This is a genomic window from Hydrococcus rivularis NIES-593 (genome assembly GCF_001904635.1).
In the GTDB taxonomy this organism is placed as follows: Bacteria; Cyanobacteriota; Cyanobacteriia; order Cyanobacteriales; family Microcystaceae; genus Hydrococcus; species Hydrococcus rivularis.
In genome coordinates, this window is the sequence record NZ_MRCB01000046.1 from 1 (window position 1) to 21,368 (window position 21,368).

The following is a 21,368-nucleotide window of genomic DNA, read 5'->3' on the forward strand; positions in this document are numbered from 1 at the left end:
TTAACACCATAATACTCTAAGCATTTTTACTCATTGCGAAAGTGGGATGCTCCCATATTTCATTGTTTATCGAGCATCATGAATGACCGTACCACGCAGCCAAAGCCATTTGGTGAATGACGTGCCAAGGCTGATTAGAATTCCTGGCTAATTCGGCACAATCTTCATATTCCGGTTGCACGTTTAGAATCGTTTTCTCTGGTTCGTTTCCTTGAGTGGCGACTTTGACTCTTACCGTGCCAAAAATTGTGTCTACCTCGCGAATTTCTCGCTTTAAGATCGATCGCTGTTGCGTTAGATGTCGGATTCCCAAAGTAGTCGTTTCTCTAAAGAGTACTGCTTCGCAAGCGGAGACCTTTTCAGGATAACAAATAACCGTTAATAAAATCCCCGGACGAGATTTTTTCATGCCAATAGCAACTGTAAAAACATCTAAGGCACCCACCTTAAATAATTCCTCAAAAACATAGCCGATCGCCTGGGGACTGAGGTCATCAATTTGCGTTTCTAATACCGAAATCGTTTCTTGGTTAGTGGATGGCGTTCCTAGCAAACGACCGAGCCAAAGTCTGAGAATATTGGGAATGGGTAAATCTCGCGAACCTGCCCCCAAGCCAATGCGTTCGAGACTCATCGCCGGGGGAGCGCCAAAATGGGTAGCCAGAGTCACCGCGATCGCAGCTCCAGTAGGCGTGACTAATTCCTTGTCGATGCCGTTGCTGTAAACTGGAACTTGACGAGATTCCCACAATCTCATCACGGCGGGAACGGGAACAGGTAAAATCCCATGAGCGGCTTTTACCGTACCGCCGCCCGTGGGCATAGCAGAGCAATGCAATTCATCAATTCCCAACCAATCCAAGCCCAAACAAGTTCCGACAATATCGACAATGGCATCGGTTGCCCCAACTTCATGAAAGTGAACTTTCTGTGGCGCAATCCCGTGAACGGCTCCTTCGGCGATCGCGAGTTGGCGAAACACCTTAAGACTCCATTCGGCTGCCCTTGGGGGTAGCGAAGCTGCTTGAATGAGTTGTTCGATTTCGGGTAAATGTCTTGCTCGATGGTGATGGTCGTGACCGTTGCGCTGTTCGGTATAGACATCGACATGAACTTTTGTGGCTACCTGTCCGTTGCGACAAACTTTTTCTGCCCACAAACTATATTCTCGCTCTATTCCTAACTTCTTGAGCTGTTTGCTTAGATATTCTAACGGCACGCCCGCATCGACGAGAGCGCCCAAACACATATCGCCAGCAATTCCCGTTTGGCATTCAAGATAGGCTAACTTTTTCATATTTTTTTTAATTTCGCGATCGATTGTTCATCTGCAATTGGATATTAGGCGAGCGTTAGTTGTATTATTTCATTTTTCATTAAAAGATCATGGCTACTATCTACTCCCTTCATCCCCAAAATCCCCAGCAACGTACCATTGACGAAATTTGCAATGTGCTTAGGCGCGGCTCGGTCATGCTCTACCCTACCGATACCGTCTATGCCATTGGCTGCGATCTTAACTCCAAATCGGCAGTCGAACGGGTTAGGCAACTCAAACAGTTATCCAACGACAAGCCGCTGACTTTCCTGTGTTCGTCACTTTCAAATATTTCTGAATATGCCATCGTCAGCGATTCGGCTTACCGAATTATGAAGCATTTAATTCCGGGGCCTTATACCTTTCTACTTCCTGCAACTAAATTAGTCCCCAAACTGGTAATGAACCCCAAGCGCAAAACCACTGGCATTCGCGTTCCCGATAGTGCCATATGTCAAGCGATTTTACAGACGCTGGGCAATCCGATTATTTCCAGTTCGGCTCATTTGCCCGACGAAGAAGGGGAGTTTCCTACCCTCAAACTAGAGAAAGCAAAACTGTTTGATGCACTTGATAAGTCGGTGGATATTATTATCGACGATGGTTCCGATCCTGGCGTTGAGGTTTCTACGATTTTGGATTTGACTGAGGAAGATCCTGTCGTTGTTAGAAAAGGCTTGGGGTGGGAAGAGGTGGAGCATTGGCTGACTCCGCTAGGCTGACTTGAGTTGGGAGTTGAATGAATTCGGTGCGATCGCGTTTTGGCAGGTAGCTAGGAAATGCGATTTAACATGAGTTCAAAATTGGCTCGCGCGATCGCGCAGTCATATTTCCTGAATAAGGAGGCTAGGAAAGGAAATATAATAAAAATAACCGCTTCGATAATCAATCCCAAACTATCACATGACTAAAACCGTCGCCGATGTCATGACCCCCAACCCGATCGCGGTCAAGCCGCAAACTCCGCTCAATGAAGCCATTAAGCTTCTGTGTGAGAAACATATTAGCGGGATGCCCGTCGTGGACGACGCTGGAAAATTGGTCGGCGTTATTTCGGAATCAGACCTAATGTGGCAGGAAACTGGTGTGGAACCGCCGCCTTATATTATGATTCTCGATAGCGTCATCTATCTGCAAAATCCCGCCCGTTACGAAAAAGAAATTCATAAAGCTTTGGGACAAACGGTTGGCGAGGTGATGACCGATAAACCCATTAGCATTACTCCCGATCGCTCTCTCAAAGAAGCTGCTCGCATCATGCACGAAAAGAAAATCCGACGCTTAGTCGTGGTTGACGAAGAGGATGGCAAAGCGATCGGCATTTTAACTCAGGGCGATATCATTCGCGCGATGGCAGATAGCTAGGGGAAGAATTGCTTTAATCTGGCGATAATCTTGGCTGGTTACTGTCAAGATAGTATCGATGCTAGGCTTCATCGTTGCCAACTACCGCTATGTCGAAAACCAAAACCACTCCCCCAAAGATCGATCTCAAAGATCCGCGATACTATATCAATCGAGAAATAAGCTGGCTAGAGTTCAATCGTCGCGTTTTACACGAAGCCCTCGACCCGCGCACTCCTCTCTTAGAACGCCTCAAATTTTCTGCAATTTTTAGCTCGAATCTGGATGAATTTTTCATGGTGCGAGTGGCAGGGTTAAAACAGCAGGTAGAAGCTGGGGTAACGAAACTAACGCCGGACGGTTTGACTCCCAGCGAACAACTAGAAGCGATTAGCGATCGCCTGCGTCCTTTGGTTAGGCAACAAGACCAACATTTTGAGTACGAACTTAGAGAGCAGTTAAACGCCGAGGGCATTCATATTATTAATTACGTCGATCTCAATCAAGAACAGCGCACCTATCTCCAACAGTACTTTGAAGAACATATTTTTCCCGTCCTCACGCCGCTGGCGATCGACCCCAGCCATCCCTTTCCCTACATCTCCAACTTAAGCCTAAATTTAGCAGTCATCGTTAGAGATCCCGATACCGACGAGGAATTATTCGCCCGCGTCAAAGTTCCCAACGTTCTACCTCGTTTCATTTCCCTGCCAAAAGAATTGCGACAGTACTCTGCCAACAAACAGTCGATTTGGTCGGGCATTCCCTTAGAACAGGCGATCGCTCACAACCTCGAAGCCCTGTTTCCCGGTACGATCGTTCAGGAGTGCCATCCGTTCCGAGTCACTCGCAACGCCGATCTTTCGGTAGAAGAAGACGAAGCCGACGATTTGATGCTGGCGATCGAACAGGAACTGCGCAAGCGACGAGTGGGAAAATCTGCCGTTCGCCTGGAAATTCAAACCTCAATGCCAGAAAACCTCCGAAACCGACTCATGCACGATCTGAGATTAGAAGAGATCGATGTCTACGACGTAGAAGGGTTGCTCGGACTCAAAGATTTAATGTTTTTTCTGTCCATGCCCTGCCCGGAATTGAAAGATCCGCTCTGGTTCCCCGTCGTTCCCGCTTGGCTGTCGCGCACTCAAGATATTAGCAGTCGCGATCGCAATGACGACACTCAAGAAGGCGAAGATATTTTTACCCTCATTCGCAACTCGGATCGATTGCTTCACCATCCTTATCAGTCTTTTAGCGCTACGGTCGAGGAATTTATTACCCAAGCGGCATACGATCCCAAGGTACTGGCAATCAAAATGACGCTGTATCGGACTTCTGGAGATTCGCCCATCGTCAATGCCTTGATCGCTGCCGCCGAAAATGGAAAACAGGTGGCCGTCCTAGTGGAACTGAAAGCTCGTTTTGATGAAGAAAATAATATTACCTGGGCTAGGAAGCTAGAGCAAGCTGGCGTTCACGTCGTCTACGGGTTGGTTGGTTTGAAAACCCACACCAAAATCGTTTTGGTAGTGCGCCAAGAGAGCAACAAAATTCGTCGCTACGTCCACATCGGCACGGGGAACTACAATTCCAAAACGGCGAAGCTGTACACGGATTTAGGATTGTTAAGCTGTCGAGAAGAATTGGGTGCGGATTTAACCGATTTATTTAATTTCCTGACGGGATATTCTCGGCAAAAATCCTATCGCAAGTTGTTGGTTGCTCCGGTTAACATGCGCGATCGCATGGTTGCAATGATTCGTCGCGAGGCAGAACACTGTCGTAAAGGGAACAGCGGTCGCATCGTCGCCAAAATGAATGCATTAGTCGATGCTCAAATTATCGAAACGCTCTACGAAGCTTCCCAAGCTGGCGTACAAATTGACCTCATTATTAGAGGAATTTGCTGCCTGCGTCCTGGTATTGAAGGCGTCAGCGAAAATATCCGCGTTATCAGCATTATCGGTCGCTTTTTGGAGCATTCCCGCATTTTTTACTTCCAAAATGGTGGCGAAGAGGAAGTTTATATCGGCAGCGCAGACTGGATGACGCGCAACTTAAGTCGCCGAGTAGAAGCCGTTACTCCGATAGACGATCCAGAGATTGCCAAGGAGTTAGAAGAAATCCTGGGAATTATGCTCTCAGACAACCGCCAAGCCTGGGAATTGCAACCCGATGGCAGCTATATTCAACGCCATCCAACAGACGGCGGACGCGAGCAAAGTTCCCATAAGATCTTGATGGAAATGGCCATGCGGTCGGCAGGAATTTAGGAATTGACATCATTCATGAGTTTTTTGTCCTGGACAGTCCAGAACAAAGTTCTTCTCCCTATCTATTTCACCAGACTTTGTGCCAGTTGGGATTGAGATGATGCGGTAACATACTCGTTCTCGCCGATATAAATACCTAGATCTCGCGCGGTTTGCACTAAACAACCGTTGGGATCGACCAAAGCCGGACTCTGAGCGATGACCGCTTCGAGGGGAACGCTGACGACTTCGCCGTTTTGCCAAGCCACCATGCGATCGAATTGTTCTCGCGCCACCAAATCGACCGCAGCCGTACCAAAAGCAGCCGCTAGAGCGCGATCGCCGGCCGAAGGAATACCGCCGCGCTGGACGTGACCCAAAATCGTCAAGCGAGTTTCAATGGGGGTACTGCTACAAGCAGGAATTTGCTCGGTAATGTATTGACCGATGCCGCGCAAGCGGACTTCGCCGAGGGAGTCGGTATAGCAACTGAGCGCTCCTTCTGCCGTTTTCGCGCCTTCGGCGACGACGACGAGGGCAAATTTTCGTCCCCACTTATCGCGCAATTCTTGGAGTTTTTGACACAGTTTCGGCACTGAGTAGGGAATCTCTGGAATTAAGATGGCATCGGCACCGCCTGCAATACCGGAATTCAGTGCTAAATGTCCTGCCGTGCGCCCCATGACTTCGACGACCATAACGCGATCGTGGCTGGCTGCGGTATAGGTCAAGCGAGTCAAAGCATCCGTTACCGTATTGACTGCCGTATCAAATCCGATCGCGCGTTCGGTTAATGCCACGTCGTTGTCAATGGTTTTGGGGATGCCGACGAGATTCCAGCCTCCTTTGCGGGCGACTTCTCTAAGAATCGTCAAGCTGCCGTCGCCGCCGATGACGATTAGGGCATCCAACCCAAGTGCCCGATAACTAACATCTAGTTCGTCTATCCTTGCCAGCGTATCTCCTTTATTGGTCGAACCCAGAATCGTTCCCCCCATGCTCAACAAGGGATCGATGCCGTGCAAATCCAAGCCGTGTAAATTCAAAGCAATCGCTTTTCTCTCCAGCAACCCCTGAGTAGCGTAAGGAATGCCGAGGACTTCCCACCCATAGGCACTCGTAGCATGACAGACGACGGCTCGAATCGCCATATTTAAACCCGGACAGTCCCCACCACTGGTCAGAATACCGATGCGTTTGGTCATAGTTTTCTCCTCTTAATTGGATTTGGTTAGTCGTTAATGGTTAGTCGCCATCTTCCACTAACTAAACTAACCCGATATCGCCCTCCTACTCGCTGCTGCTTCAATTCAAATGAGCAATCGCTCTGGATTGTACGTTTGAACGGCTTTCATGTATTGGGCGCGTTCAAAAGCACTCTCGTCGGGACAATTGATTTGACTCATACTGCCCTGCATTTGTTTGACCGACTCGTATTCGTGTTCTTCCATCCAATGACGCATTCCTTCTTCAATCGACGCAATCTCCCCGATTCCGTGGCGTAGCAACACGCTGACTAACATCGTGATACTCGCGCCAGCCATTAGCATTTTCAACACGTCATGCGCTTTGTGAATGCCGCTAGTTGCGGCTAGATCGGCTTGAATGCGACCGTAGAGAATGGCAATCCAGCGCATGGGCAATCGCATTGCTTGAGGCGTACTTAACAGAACGTTGGCTTGCACTTCCAAGTTTTCGATGTCAATGTCGGGTTGATAAAAGCGGTTAAACAAAACTAGCGCGTCTGCTCCTGCTTCGACGAGCTGTTTTGCCATATTTGCTGTGTTGCTGAAGAAAGGACTGATTTTAATCGCGACGGGAATCTTCACCGCCGATTTGACGGCACGCAGAATAGACAGATAAGTTTGCTCGACTTGAGAACCGGGCAGATCCATATCGGTCGGCACGTAATAGATGTTTAATTCCAGTGCATCTGCGCCCGCCTGTTCGATTTGCTTGGCGTAGTCAGTCCAGCCGCCAGGAGTCGAGCCGTTGAGACTGGCGATAATGGGAATATTGGTAGCCTCCTTTGCCTTGCAAATGTGCTTGAGATATTCCTCCGGTCCGACGTGAAAGACTTCTTGTTCGGGGTAAAAGGTTAGGGATTCGGCATAGCTATAGGTTTTGTATTCGAGATGATGGTGTAATTCAAGCTGTTCTTGCCTAAGTTGTTCCTCGAATAGCGAATGCAATACGACTGCTGCCGCTCCCGCATCCTCCATCCGCTTGATGTTGTCGATATCTTCGGTTAGTGGGGCTGCCGCGCCAACGACGAGGGGCGATCGCAGCTTCAATCCCATATAGGTGGTCGTTAAATCCATTGATGATTTCTCCTCTGCCTCAATCGATCTGAATTTAGGAATTACGGGGTAGTGCGGGCAAGATGCCCGCGCGAGCGGGACGCTCGCACTACCGATAACAACTAACTAGCTATGCTTTCCCGCTTAGCTTTGTCGTGTCTTCGTCCGTTTCTTGGGCTTTCCCGCTATGTCCGTTATGTCCGTTATGTCCGTTCTTGCTATGAGGAATTTCCAACGGACGGGCAGCGAGATACTCGTACATGTGCCAGCGATTGTCCACGTCTTGTTGAGCTTCCTTGAGCAAGCGTTTGGCATCTTCTGGCTTGCTCTTGGCAAGCATCTTGAAACGATTTTCTTTATACATAGACTCGCCTACTGGCAGCTTGGGCGATCGCATATCCAACTGAAGCGGATTCTTGCCTTCCTTCTTCAGGTCGGGATTATAGCGGTATAGCAACCAGCGACCGCTTTCGACGACGGCTTTCTGATGGTTCATCGCCGTTGTCATGTCGATGCCGTGGGCGATGCAGTGCGAGTAGGCAATAATGATGGATGGTCCGTCGTAGGCTTCGGCCTCTAGGAATGCTCGCAGTGTATGCTCGTCTCGCGCTCCCATAGCGACGCTGGCGACATAGACGTTGCCGTAAGTCATGGCGATCAAACCCAAGTCTTTCTTGGGTGCGGGTTTACCGCCCGCGGCAAACTTGGCAACGGCTCCTCGCGGAGTGGCTTTAGAAGATTGACCCCCCGTGTTGGAGTACACTTCGGTATCCAGTACCAAGAGGTTCACGTTGCGACCGCTGGCAATAACGTGATCGAGACCGCCGAAACCGATATCATACGCCCAACCGTCGCCGCCAACGATCCAGACGCTCTTTTTGACCAAATAATCGGCAACCGATTTTAGATTTTGGATTTTGGATTTTAGATTGGAATCTAATTCGCAAGCAAGTAACTCATCTAACTTCTGTTTGAGGAGGGTAACTCGATCGCGTTGTTCCCAAATATCCGCTTCGGATGTCTGGTCGGCGTTGAGAATTTCCGCAACGAGGTTATCGCCAATTTGACCGCTCAATTTCTGCAACAGTTCGGCAGCATATTGCGCTTGCTTGTCGATGGAGAGGCGGAAACCCATACCGAATTCGGCGTTGTCTTCAAAGAGGCTGTTCGACCAGGCGGGACCGCGACCTTCGGCATTGGTCGTCCAGGGCGTGGTGGGCAAGTTGCCGCCGTAGATGGAGGAGCAACCCGTGGCGTTGGCAACCAAAGCGCGATCGCCGAATAATTGCGACAATAACTTAACGTAAGGCGTTTCGCCGCAACCCGCACAGGCGCCAGAGAACTCGAATAAGGGTTCTTGCATCTGTTGCTGGCGGATTTGATTCAGTTTCAAATGACGGCGATCGGGATTGGGGATTTTGAGGAAGAAATCCCAGTTTTCTCGCTCTTGCTCGCGCAGGGGTAGCTGTGGTTCCATGTTAATCGCTTTGCGCGACGGCATGGATTTATTCTTGGCAGGACAAACGTCTACGCAGATCCCGCAACCCGTGCAGTCTTCAGGCGCGACTTGGATGGTGAATTTTTCGCCGGCAAAGTCTTTATCTTTGGTATCGGCAGACTTAAAGGTGGCTGGCGCGTTGGCTAATGCGGCTGGATCGTAACTCTTCCCCCGAATAACCGCGTGGGGACAAACCATGACGCATTTGCCGCACTGAACGCAGACGTTGGGATCCCAAACTGGGATAAATTCAGCAATATTGCGTTTTTCCCATTTAGACGTGCCCGTCGGATAAGTGCCGTCGCAGGGTAGGGTGCTGACGGGAAGCTCGTCGCCTCGCCGCGCTACCATCATGCCGAGAACGTCGCGTACAAAGGCGGGAGCCTCATCGGGAAGTCCTGTTTTCAGGTGTACGGTGCTGGTGACTCGATCGGGAATTGACACTTCGTGTAGATTGGCAAGGGTATTGTCTACTGCTTGCAGGTTCATGCGGACGATCTCGTCGCCTTTCTTGCCGTAGGTTTTTTGAATGGCTTTTTTGATCTGCGCGATCGCTTCATCTCTGGGCAATACGTTAGCTAGGGCAAAGAAACATACCTGCATGATCGTGTTGATTCGTCCGCTCATGCCGCTTTCGCGAGCGACTTTGTTGGCGTTGATGGTGTAGACTCTCAATCCCTTGCGGATAATCTGCTCCTGTACCTCGATGGGCAGATGTCCCCAGATTTCCTCGGCACTGTAGGGACTATTCAATAGGAAGGTCGCGCCAGGGGCAGCCGATGTCAGCATATCGAGTTTTTCGATAAAATTCCACTGGTGACAGCCGATGAAGTTTGCCTTGTCGATGAGGTAGGTCGAGCGAATCGGTTGCGGACCGAAGCGCAGGTGTGAGACTGTTACCGCGCCAGACTTTTTGGAGTCGTAGACGAAGTACCCTTGGGCGTAGTTGTCGGTTTCTTCCCCGATAATCTTAATCGAGTTCTTGTTGGCTCCGACGGTTCCGTCAGCGCCCAACCCGTAGAACAGCGCCCGCACGACGCTATCGGGTTCGATCGAGAAGCTGGGATCGTAGGGGAGTGAAGTGTGGCTCAGATCGTCATCGATCCCGATAGTGAAATGATTTTTGGGTTTTTCTTGCGCTAGGTTATCGAAGATGCCCTTAATCATTGCTGGATTGAATTCCTTGGAGGATAGACCGTAACGTCCTCCAACTACCTTGGGCATTTGTCGGGTCCATTCTTCGTTGAGGGCAGTGATGATATCGAGATAAAGGGGTTCGCCGGCACTGCCGGGTTCTTTAGTGCGATCGAGGACGGCGATGGTCTTGACGGTTTTGGGCAAAGCAGCAACCAACCGCGTTGCATCGAAGGGACGATACAAGCGCACCTTGAGAACGCCAACTTTCTCGCCCTGCTGGTTGAGATAATCGACGGTTTCGTGTACCGCTTCGCAACCGGAACCCATCAGAATAATGACGCGCTCTGCTGCTGGGTCGCCGTGATATTCGTAGAGATAGTATTGCCGCCCCTTTAGCTTGGCGAATTCGTCCATTGCCTCTTGAACGATGTTGGGGCAGTCTTGATAGAAGGGATTGACTGTTTCCCTTGCCTGGAAGTAAACGTCGGGATTTTGAGCGGTGCCGCGCAAGACGGGACGGTCGGGAGTCATGGCGCGACTGCGGTGTGCTAGGACGAAATCGTCGTCGATAAGCGCCCTTAAGTCCTCATCCTCTAGCAGTTCGATCTTTTGGACTTCGTGGGAGGTGCGGAACCCATCGAAGAAATGGATAAAGGGCACCCGCGATTTCAGGGTAGCCGCTTGCGCGATGAGGGCAAAGTCTTGTGCCTCCTGCACCGAGGCAGCACCCAGCAGAGCAAAGCCCGTGGCGCGAACCGCCATCACATCGCTATGGTCGCCAAAAATTGACAGCCCTTGTGCGGCGAGAGAGCGTGCCGCAACGTGAATGACGGCACTGGTAAGTTCTCCCGCAATCTTGTACATGTTCGGGATCATTAACAACAATCCCTGGGATGCGGTGAAGGTGGTGGTTAGAGAACCCGTTTGCAAAGCACCGTGTACTGCTCCTGCCGCTCCCCCTTCGCTTTGCATCTCTACAATGCTGGGTACGGTTCCCCAGAGGTTGGGAAGTCCTTGCGCCGACCATGCATCAGCCCATTCGCCCATCGGAGAAGCAGGGGTGATCGGATAGATGGCAATTACTTCGTTTAGTTTGTATGCCACCTTGGCAACCGCTTCGTTCGCGTCTAAGGTAGCAAATGTTCTCCTCGTCATGATTATTTAAACCTTATGAGTGTTTTCAGACATCGATAAAGCTTTTAAAGCCTTTTTTCTTGGAAATCTAAAGTTACGAAGAGGGCTTAAGAAAAGGTTTCAGCCTTTCTCTTTTAACAACTTCTTTATTGTTTTTCTAGAGACAATAGTTATTGCTTAATTTGTAGTGTTTGTTACTTTCGATTGGAAGAATTTTGTAAGTAGATTTATTTGAGTCTTCACTTCTATAATCTACTAAAAATTCGATCGATATAGGGATTCTTATTATTTTTTAATTTCTAGCAATTCCGCCTCAACCATAGCGATCGCGGTTAATATTAATTACTGATTTGTTTTGATACCAATCGGATTTTGCAATCGGACATGGCATCGACTCGGAAAAAGTAGTTTTTTAAAAAATACAATTGCTGAAATCTGAAATGATAAATTAATTATATTTATAAATTTCTATAGTTGAGGATAAATTTATAAATTCTTAGCACATGAGAGCAAAGAAAGTAAAGAAAATAGTCCTGGAATAGAAAAATAGCAGATTGTCACATCAACCTCTATTTGGCACTGTTTGTTTGAAAAATTGGTCTATTCTCAAAAAAAGCAGGATAGACTGACCTTTTTGGGAAATTTTATTGGGGAGAACGCCATTTTTCCAAAAGCCCTCAGAAAAAATATGCGAGCAAGATGCTCGCACGACTTTAATGCAAAGTTTTTTAAAAAATTTAATTTTTGCTGAGGCTACACTTCATACATTCTTGCTTCTAATGCTTCGGGAAACTCCTGGCAGTATTCATCGAAAGCAGTTTTTGAAAGCTTTTCTGCTTTTTGATGGGCAACTTCAGCTTGCAACTCTTCCACAATATCCCAGGCAGCAGCACAATCGGGGGAAGTCGCGCCTTTTTCGGCGCAGATAGCGCGTGCATGAGCGATCGCTTTTTGAATTTCTTGCTCTAGCTTAGTGGTTTTCGGTTGCTCGACGAAATTACTTTTTTGCAGAATATCGGTTACTGAAACAATCCCCAGCAGCTTATCTTTGATAACGGGTGCCCTGCGAATGCCTGTCTTGGCAAACAACCGGGCAACATATTCTACTTGCAAGTCTGGATTGATAACGATGCACGGTTTAGTCATGATATCGCAGACGCGCACCTGTTTGGGATCGATTCCATAAGCAGTGACATTGTAGACGATGTCAGTTTCGGTAAGCATCCCGTAGGCATCTTCGTCGTGTCGGCGGTCTACAATTAAAGCACGCAGGCTTTTTTCTTTCATCAATTTTACTGCCTCAGCTACCGTTGCCGCGCCGCGAATCGTAACTACTTCCGTCGTCATGATATCTGCCGCTTTCATCTTAGCTTGACCTTCTAGGAGAACACATCACGATAGTTATATCAAAGATCGAGCGAGCGCTTGAAGTGCCATTAACATAACCCTGATTATTGTTAGCCCTCAAGGACAATTTAACTCCCCATCAGACATAGCAGCATAATTAACCTGACTCATTAGAATACCTCACGCGATCGCGCCTAAACAAAAAAAGTAGGAAGCAGTTTCCTACTCCCTACTCCCAGTTATTTATCTATCTAAGCCAGCGCAATTAGCTAACGCCTTCGGTTTTAGCGATATCGAGCAATGTCTTGAGTACCGAATCGGGGTTTAAGCTAATCGAATCGATGCCCAACTCAACCAGGAAGCGAGCAAATTCGGGGTAATCGCTGGGTGCTTGACCGCAGATACCGACCTTGCGACCGTTTTTCTTGGCTTTCGCGATGACTTGGCGTACCATTTCTTTGACTGCATCGTTCCGTTCGTCAAAGATGTGGGCAACTAGCGAGGAGTCGCGATCGAGTCCTAAGGTCAGCTGAGTCAAGTCGTTAGAGCCGATGGAAAAGCCGTCAAAGATTTCGCTGTATTGGTCGGCGAGAATGACGTTGCTAGGGATCTCGCACATGACATAGACTTGTAAGCCATTTTCGCCGCGTTTGAGACCGTGTTTTTCCATTTCTGCCAACACTTTGCGACCTTCTTCGGGCGTGCGGCAGAAGGGAATCATGGGGATAACGTTAGTCAAGCCCATTTCATCGCGGACGCGCTTGAGTGCCTTACACTCTAAGCCATAGGCTTCGGCATACTTGGGATCGTAGTAGCGAGATGCGCCGCGCCAGCCGATCATCGGGTTTTCTTCCTCTGGCTCGAACTGCTTGCCGCCTAAGAGGTTGGCGTATTCATTGCTCTTGAAGTCGGACATGCGGACGACGACTGGATTGGGATAGAAAGCCGCCGCGATCGTGCCGATGCCGTGTGCCAGCTTATCTACGAAGAAGTCGGGCTTGTGGTCGTAGAGAGCGGTTAGCTGGGCAATTTCCTGCTTAACGCTTTCGTCTTCGAGTTCGTCGAAATGCATTAGAGCCAGCGGGTGAGCTTTGATGTGGTTGGCTATGATGAATTCAAATCGCGCCAAACCTACGCCGTCGCAGGGAATGGAAGCTAGACCGAAGGCTTCTTCGGGATTGCCCACGTTCATGAGGATTTTGGTGCGAGTGCGAGGCAGGTTATCTAACTGGGTTTCTTGGACTTCAAAAGGCACTAACCCTCGATAGACTCGTCCTTCTTCCCCTTCCGCGCAGGAGACGGTGACTTCTTCTCCCGTCTTCACGACTGCGGTAGCGTCGCCACAACCGACGATCGCGGGGATGCCCATTTCCCGTGCGATAATCGCTGCGTGGCAAGTCCGTCCGCCTTGGTTGGTGACGATCGCGCTGGATTTTTTCATGATCGGCTCCCAATCCGGGTCGGTCTTGTTGGTAATCAAGACCTCACCTGGTTGGAATTCGTCGATCTTATGAACGTCTAGAATGACGCGAGCTTTACCTTGTCCTATCATCTCACCAACGGCACGACCCTTGGCAACTACCTCGCCCGTGCCTTTCAGTTTGAAGCTACGGAGGACGCTACCGGATTTTTGCGATTGGACGGTTTCCGGACGAGCTTGAACGATGAAGAGTTCTCCCGTCAGACCATCTTTTGCCCATTCAATATCCATCGGCGTATAGCTGCCGCGTACTTCTGAATAATGGTCTTCAATAATGCAAGCCCATTTGCCCAGGGTGATAATTTCGTCGTCGGTGATGGCATATTTTTTGCGCTCTGGTTCGGGGACGGGAACGTTCTTGGTCAGCTTGCCGCCACCGACATCGTAGACCATCTTGATTTCTTTGCTGCCCAGGCGCTTCTCTAAGATGGGTCGGAATCCTTGCTTGAGGGTGGGCTTGAAGACGAAATACTCGTCTGGGTTGACCGCGCCTTGAACGACATTTTCGCCCAAACCGTAAGCAGCCGTAATCAGCGCTGCATTCTTGAAGCCCGTTTCCGTGTCGATGGAGAACATGACCCCAGAGGAAGCTAGGTCGGAGCGTACCATCTTTTGCACGCCGACCGAGAGGGCAACCTCGAAGTGATCGAAGCCTTTAATCGTTCGATAAGAGATGGCGCGATCGGTAAACAGCGAAGCAAAGCAGCGGTGGCAGGCATCGAGAACGCCGACAACGCCGTGGACGTTGAGGTAGGTTTCCTGCTGTCCGGCAAAGCTAGCGTCGGGCAAGTCTTCGGCGGTGGCGCTAGAGCGCACGGCAACGTCAGTATCGCTCAGATAGCGCTTGCACTCTTCTTTTTCGGCTCCTTCATAGCGATCGCATGCCGCAGCGCCATCGCCATAGCGCTCGCATAGTCTGATGTAAGCTTGAGTAATGGCTAGCTCTAGTTCGGACGGGAAGGGGGTGTTGAGAATGAGGGCGCGAGCTTGTCTGCCGTGTTCGCGCAGGTTGTTGACATCTTCTACATCTAAATCGGCGAATAAATCGCGCAATTTCGCTTGCAAGCCAGCTTTTTCGATAAAATAGCGAAAAGCATAGGCAGTGGTGGCAAAGCCAGTGGGAACGTTTACGCCTTTGGGGGTTAACTGTTGAATCATTTCGCCCAAAGAGGCGTTCTTTCCACCTACGAGGGGAATATCGGCTATGCCTACTTCCTCAAACCACAGAATTAATGCATTTTCTTTGGAAGGCTGTGACGATGCGCGATCGATTGTTGTTTGTACCATGATTTAATTCCTCTATTCAATCGACTCAGTTGGATAAAATTGCAGGCAAGTCTGTTCTTTCGGGTTTACATTTTTGTTGAAGTTCCCAAGCCTTTTAGCTAAAACTCAAGGTAAACTCCGTTTAACATCTGTTTGCGTGTTTAGGAAATCTTTTGGTTGGAAACAGGCTCGACCGAATCCTCGCTGGCAATTAGCTGTGACTGCTTTAGATCTTCGTTTACTGCTGGCTCTACTATTGCTTTTTCTACCTTTCAATTTCAGAATACGATCTCTGTTAGGTATATGTGCCACTCGGTAATCTTTTTTTAACTTTTGATCCTTGCAAGCACTAATTACGAAAAAAAATCGTAGCGATCGCTACGAACAAAATCCTATAAAATCTCGTGCTATGAACGAGCAAATAGTCCTGGGTTGCCATTATCGAGCAAAAACCGCAAGCCGAGATTGTTCAAAAATTAAACTAAAAACGAATAACGTTGGTTATTGATTAGTAGTCTGATTAAGTCATTAGGTTGTAAGTCATTAAGTTTGTCGTTTTGCAAGAAAACCAGTAAGAGGATGAGGGATGCACCCTCTTAGCTGGGGAGAGTAAGATAGCGGCTGACATTACTTAAGTACGATCGCTTTAATTTTTTATGCAGAAAAAATGCGATCTAGATTTGAGCGATCGCGCCTAATGCACTCTTAAAGATTTTTTATATTCGAAGAAAAAATCTAGATGGCTCCGGATTAAAATAAAAACAAACGCTGTAAGTGAGAATCCGCCATGTACGAACTGATTCAAGCTGTCTTAAATAGCGGCGACGAAAAAAAGACACTGCGTCAGTTGCTGGCGGAATTGCGTGCTTGGGGCAAGCAGTTCTTCGTGCGCAATGAAATTCAACAGGCGTTTGAAGAAAGCTGTCGGCAATTAGACAAACCAGCCTATTTTTACCATTCCTCCTCCATAGCGCAACTGATTCATCACACCCATGAAATTCTGCTTGATGGGGAAAGTTTCTGGTTTCTCCTGCGACCCAGAATTGCCAGTCAACAAGTCTTTCGGCTTGCTGCCGACCTCAGTTGCGTCGAACCGATGACCGCCAAAGCCCTGCTAGATCTGCGCGATCGCTTGGTTAACCGTTACAGTCCTCAAATCTTAGAAATAGATTTCAGTCCCTTTTACCGAGGAACCCCCACCATCGACGATCCTAGAAATATCGGTCAAGGACTGGAATTTCTCCACCGCTATTTATTTGACAAAATATCTGCGAATCCCCAACATTGGCTCGAAGGACTGTTCAACATCCTGCACGAGCATCAACACGACGGCATCTCGCTGTTCATTAACGATCGCATTGGTTCGGCAACCGAGTTGATCGATCGCGTTAAAGAAGCGATCGAATTTGTCAATCAATTGCCTCCCAACATGCCCTACGAAACATTCCGCCTCCAATTCCAACAATTGGGCTTTGAACCGGGTTGGGGCAATACGGCATCTCGCATTCGCGAAACTCTCGAACTGCTCGAACGGTCGATCTCCAATCCACAACACGCCGTTGTAGAAGCACTGATCGCCCGTCTTCCCATTACCAGGCGCGTCGTTCTCGTCTCCGTACACGGCTGGGTTGGGCAAGAAAGCGTTTTGGGACGAGCGGAAACAGCCGGACAAGTCGTCCATGTCCTCGATCGCTCCCGCAGCTTAGAACATCAATTGCGCGAAGAAATGCATCAGGCAGGACTCGACGTGGTTGGCATCGAACCCCAAGTCATCATTCTAACTCGCCTCATTCCCAACTGCGAAGGAACCTCGTGCAATCTCCGCCTAGAAAAAGTCTACGGTACTGAAAATGCCTGGATTTTAAGGGTTCCTTTCCAAGACTTCAATCCTAAAGTGACCCAGAACTGGATTTCTAAATTTGAGATTTGGCCCTATCTAGAGACCTTTGCTCTAGATGCAGAAAGAGAATTAATCGCCCAACTGAAAGGAAAACCCGATTTAATCATTGGCAACTACAGCGATGGCAATTTAGTTGCCTTCCTGCTTGCCCGCCGCTTTCGAACAACCCAGTGCAATATTGCCCATGCCCTAGAGAAACCCAGATATTTATTTAGCGATTTATATTGGCAAGATTTAGAGGATCGATATCACTTCTCGGCACAATTTACTGCCGACTTGATCGCCATGAATGCGGCTGACTTCATTATTGCCTCTTCTTACCAAGAAATCGTAGGCAATCCCGACAATATGGGTCAGTATGAGTCGTACAAATGTTTCACTATGCCGCAACTTTATCATGCGATCGATGGAATAGAATTATTTAGTCCCAAATTTAATGTCGTGCCGCCAGGGGTTAACGAAAATATTTTTTTCCCTTATACGCAAACAGAAGATAGAGTAGAAAGCGATCGCAAACGGGTTTACAATTTGCTGTTTACCGACGAAGATCCCCAAATTCTAGGACGTTTAGACAACCCCAACAAGCGACCGATTTTTGCGGTTGGACCAATTAACGCGATCAAAAATTTTACCGGACTGGTAGAATGCTTCGGACGAAGTCAAGCTTTGCAAGAACGTTGCAATTTGATCCTATCGCTGGGCAAATTAAAAGCTGACGAAGCGACTAATCTAGAAGAAAAAAGAGAAATCGAAACTCTTCACGCGCTCATCGAGCAATATCACCTTCAAGGTCAAATTCGTTGGTTAGGAATGCGTCTGACTAGCGCCGATCTCGGCGAAGCCTATCGAGTTATCGCCGATTTTAGAGGAATATTCGTTCATTTTGCCCGTTTTGAAGCATTTGGGATTACCATACTCGAAGCGATGATTTCCGGCTTGCCCACGTTTGCCACTCAATTCGGCGGCGCGTTAGAAATTCTTCGAGAAGGAATCAGTGGGTTTCACATCAACCCCACCGATCTCGAAGGAACTGCCCAAAAAATCGTCGATTTTATCGATAAATGCGAGGTATATCCCCAATATTGGCACGAAATCTCCCAAGGAGCGATCGAGCGAGTCCGAGACCAATATAACTGGCAAGATCACACCAGAAAATTGGTTTCGCTCTCTAAAATCTCCAATTTCTGGAACCATATTTCTCAAGAAAACCGCGAAGCATTGTATCGATATTTGGAAGCTTTATTTCATCTAATATATAAACCCAGAGCCGAAAAAATTTTAGAAAAACACTTACAACAATAAACAATAGAAGAAAAATATAAGCCAACAACCCTCACCAACCGATCCCCAATCTCGTTCCGAATTCTCAGTTAAATCAGATGTCTGCTAGTGCTCCTTCCCATCACTTTATTTATACCGATTGGAATTTAATCGAAACGCAATTCGACCCCGAACAAATCAATCACAAAGGCACCGTCTTTACGATAGGCAATGGTTATTTGGGAACGCGGGGGAGTTTCGAGGAGGGCTACCCGCGTGCTTTGAGCGCGACGTTAATTAATGGCGTTTACGATGACGTTCCCGTCGTCTATACCGAACTTGCTAACTGTCCCGATTGGCTGCCGCTGACGGTTAGAATCGACGGAGAGAATTTCCGACTCGATCGCGGCGAAGTCTTGAGCTATCAACGACAGCTCGACCTCCAAAGAGGCATTCTCAGTCGCAAGGTACGCTGGCGCAGCCCCAAAGGAAAGACGCTAGACCTTTACTTCGAGCGCTTTGCCAGTCTGGCCGACCAAAATGTATTAGCGCTGCGCTGCCAGGTAACGCCTCTAGATTTTAATGGTTCGATCGCCGTCTCGGCAAGCTTGAATGGCTATCCCGAAAACCAAGGCTATAACCATTGGGAAGAAATCGAACGAGGAGATGGGGATGGCACTATCTGGTTGCACGTGCGCACCCGCAGTTCTCACGTCGAACTCGGCATGGCTGCCAAGTTACTTCTATCGGGAACGGAAGGAACTTTTCAAGTCACGAGTGTACCCGGATATCCCACCGTAGAAACGACCTTTGCGGTTGCAGCAGGACAGACGGCAACGCTAGACAAAATCGTCACAGTTTTTACCTCGCGAGAGGCGCAAACGCCAGCCCATGTCGCCCAAGAAAAGCTGGCACAACTGTCTTCCTACTCCCAGTTACAATCTGCCCACATAGGGGCATGGGAAGAAGTTTGGCAGCACAGCGATATCCTCATCGAGGGCGATACCAAAGCTCAACTTGCCGTGCGCTACAATCTCTTTCAACTGCTCGTCAGTGCGCCGCGCCACGACAATCGCGTCAGCATCCCGGCTAAAACCCTGTCGGGCTTCGGCTATCGCGGTCATATCTTTTGGGATACCGAAATCTTTATCCTTCCTTTCTTTATTTATACTCAACCCAAAATCGCCCGCAACCTGCTGACCTATCGCTATCATACCCTTAATGGAGCGCGGCGTAAGGCATCCTACTATGGCTACAAAGGAGCCATGTTTGCCTGGGAAAGCGCCGAGACGGGAGATGAAGTGACTCCCCGTTGGGCGCTGCCAAATCAGCCCTACGCCGAAGATATCAGGATTTGGTGCCGCGATCGCGAAATTCACATTAGCTCGGATATTGCCTATGCTATCTGGTACTACTGGCAGGCGACCAACGATGACGAGTGGATGCGGGACTGCGGCGCCGAGATTATTTTAGATGGGGCTGTCTTTTGGAACAGCCGAATTGAATGGAATCCCAAACAACAACGCTACGAGATTCGCGAAGTCATCGGTGCGGACGAATACCACGAACACGTCAGTAATAACGCCTTTACCAATCGGATGGTGCAGTGGCACCTAGAAAAAGCCATCGCCGTTTATCAATGGCTGTGCGATCGCTTTCCCGAACGCGCTGCCGAGCTGGAAACCAAACTGGGGCTGACTGCCAAACTGCGCGATCGCTGGGAAGATATGGCTGCCAATCTCTGGATTCCCTATGACCCGACAACGGGACTGATCGAGCAGTACGAGGGGTTTTTTAACCTAGAAGATATCGATTTAGCGCATTACGAACCTCGCACCCGCTCCATGCAAGAAATTTTGGGCATTGAGGGAGCTAACAAGCGACAGGTTCTCAAGCAACCGGACGTATTAATGCTGCTCTATTTAATGCGCCAGTCGGAAGAGTTTCCCTATAACAAAGAAATCTTGCAAAAGAATTGGGATTACTATGCCCCTCGAACCGACATTACCTATGGATCTTCCCTCGGACCTGCTATTCACGGGATTTTAGCTTCCGATTTGGGTCAATCCGATGAGGCTTACAAATTGTTCCTGCAAGCTGCCATGGTAGATTTAGAAGACGTGCGCGGCAATGCTGCCGATGGAATCCATGCTGCTTCTGCAGGCGGCGTATGGCAAGCAGTTGTTTTCGGGTTTGGCGGCTTTAAGCTCACCCAAGAAGGTCCGGTAGCAACCCCCCACCTTCCCTCTCACTGGCAACGTCTGAAGTTTAAGATTCACTGGCGCAGCACCTGGTACGACTTCGATTTGAGGGCAGAAGCTTCGGAACAGAAAGCAGAAGGTAAAATTCAAGGCGTTATTTTCGACCTAGACGGAGTACTGACGGATACGGCAGAATTTCACTACCGTGCTTGGCAGAGGCTGGCAGATGAAGAAGGCATTCCCTTTGACCGACAGGCAAATGAGGCACTGCGAGGAATCTCTCGTCGGGAATCTCTGATGCGGATAGTAGGCGACAGAAATTATACAGAAGCGCAACTCGAAGAAATGATGGAGCGCAAAAACCGCTATTATGTGGAATCGATTCAAGACATTACACCAAACAACTTGTTACCGGGAGCGAGGGAATTATTAGACGAACTGCGAGCGGCTGGGATTAAAATTGCGATCGGGTCGGCGAGCAAAAATGCGCGAATGGTAATCGAGCATCTAGGCATTGCCGACAAAGTAGATGCCATCGCCGATGGCTATAGCGTACAGCTCTCAAAACCAGCACCCGATCTATTTCTCCATGCAGCCGAGTTGCTAGGACTCGAACCTTCTCAATGCGTAGTGGTAGAAGATGCAGAATCCGGTATAGAAGCGGGTTTAGCAGCTGGCATGCTCACAGTCGGATTGGGCCCGGCGGAGAGAGTGGGTAAAGCTCACGTCGTTCTTCCCAGTTTAGAAGGAGTCACCTGGGAGGACTTACAATCTCAATTGTTCGGTACTGCCGCAGGATCGAGATATTAACTCAATCAGTAATTCCTCCCTCTTTGGCAACAGACTTCGAGGGGACGGACTATACCAATTTTCAGGTTTTCGCGATCGACATTCTCCCCCCTCTCCCTATTCGGGAGAGGGGTTGGGGGTG

Annotated in this window: 11 protein-coding genes; 5 read left to right on the plus strand and 6 right to left on the minus strand. The window is 48.8% G+C overall.

Annotated elements, in window-relative coordinates:
- Positions 1-76: 76 nt before the first annotated feature.
- Positions 77-1,297, minus strand: coding sequence for a nickel pincer cofactor biosynthesis protein LarC (gene larC / locus NIES593_RS21730; protein WP_073601578.1), 1,221 nt, complete (start codon positions 1,295-1,297; stop codon positions 77-79).
- A gap of 89 nt (positions 1,298-1,386) precedes the next feature.
- On the opposite strand from larC, the gene NIES593_RS21735 reads away from it, so the two are divergent.
- The 3 genes from NIES593_RS21735 (at position 1,387) to ppk1 (ending at position 4,935) form a co-directional block, all read left to right on the plus strand.
- Entirely contained in the window at positions 1,387-2,040 is a 654-nt protein-coding gene (locus NIES593_RS21735) for an L-threonylcarbamoyladenylate synthase (RefSeq protein WP_073601579.1), read from the plus strand.
- A 181-nt stretch (positions 2,041-2,221) separates the two neighbouring features.
- A complete protein-coding gene (locus NIES593_RS21740; RefSeq protein WP_073601580.1) occupies positions 2,222-2,683 on the plus strand; it encodes a CBS domain-containing protein in 462 nt (153 codons plus the stop codon).
- Between the two features lie 89 nt (positions 2,684-2,772).
- Positions 2,773-4,935 (plus strand): polyphosphate kinase 1, encoded by a 2,163-nt coding sequence (gene ppk1 / locus NIES593_RS21745; RefSeq protein WP_073601581.1) that lies wholly within the window; start codon positions 2,773-2,775, stop codon positions 4,933-4,935.
- 62 nt (positions 4,936-4,997) lie between these two features.
- Here the strand turns inward: ppk1 and NIES593_RS21750 are convergent, their stop codons facing one another.
- From NIES593_RS21750 to ppsA, 5 genes are all read right to left on the minus strand, one after another.
- Complete coding sequence (locus tag NIES593_RS21750) at positions 4,998-6,119, minus strand: ATP-dependent 6-phosphofructokinase (RefSeq protein WP_073601582.1); 1,122 nt, start codon at positions 6,117-6,119, stop codon at positions 4,998-5,000.
- 105 nt (positions 6,120-6,224) lie between these two features.
- On the minus strand, positions 6,225-7,235 hold the full coding sequence (locus NIES593_RS21755) for a dihydroorotate dehydrogenase-like protein (protein WP_073601583.1): 1,011 nt from the start codon (positions 7,233-7,235) through the stop codon (positions 6,225-6,227).
- 109 nt (positions 7,236-7,344) lie between these two features.
- Positions 7,345-11,004: a pyruvate:ferredoxin (flavodoxin) oxidoreductase gene (gene nifJ, locus NIES593_RS21760; RefSeq protein WP_073601584.1), complete on the minus strand. Its 3,660-nt coding sequence runs from the start codon at positions 11,002-11,004 to the stop codon at positions 7,345-7,347.
- Positions 11,005-11,736: 732 nt separating this feature from the next.
- Complete coding sequence (locus tag NIES593_RS21765) at positions 11,737-12,348, minus strand: CP12 domain-containing protein (protein ID WP_073601585.1); 612 nt, start codon at positions 12,346-12,348, stop codon at positions 11,737-11,739.
- A gap of 247 nt (positions 12,349-12,595) precedes the next feature.
- Positions 12,596-15,097: a phosphoenolpyruvate synthase gene (ppsA, locus tag NIES593_RS21770; RefSeq protein ID WP_073601586.1), complete on the minus strand. Its 2,502-nt coding sequence runs from the start codon at positions 15,095-15,097 to the stop codon at positions 12,596-12,598.
- Between the two features lie 766 nt (positions 15,098-15,863).
- On the opposite strand from ppsA, the gene NIES593_RS21775 reads away from it, so the two are divergent.
- Both NIES593_RS21775 and pgmB read left to right on the plus strand, forming a co-directional pair.
- Complete coding sequence (locus NIES593_RS21775; protein ID WP_073601587.1) at positions 15,864-18,278, plus strand: sucrose synthase; 2,415 nt, start codon at positions 15,864-15,866, stop codon at positions 18,276-18,278.
- Positions 18,279-18,355: 77 nt separating this feature from the next.
- The gene (gene pgmB / locus NIES593_RS21780; RefSeq protein ID WP_073601588.1) at positions 18,356-21,247 is read left to right on the plus strand and encodes a beta-phosphoglucomutase; all 2,892 of its coding nucleotides are present in this window, start codon (positions 18,356-18,358) and stop codon (positions 21,245-21,247) included.
- Positions 21,248-21,368 lie beyond the last annotated feature (121 nt).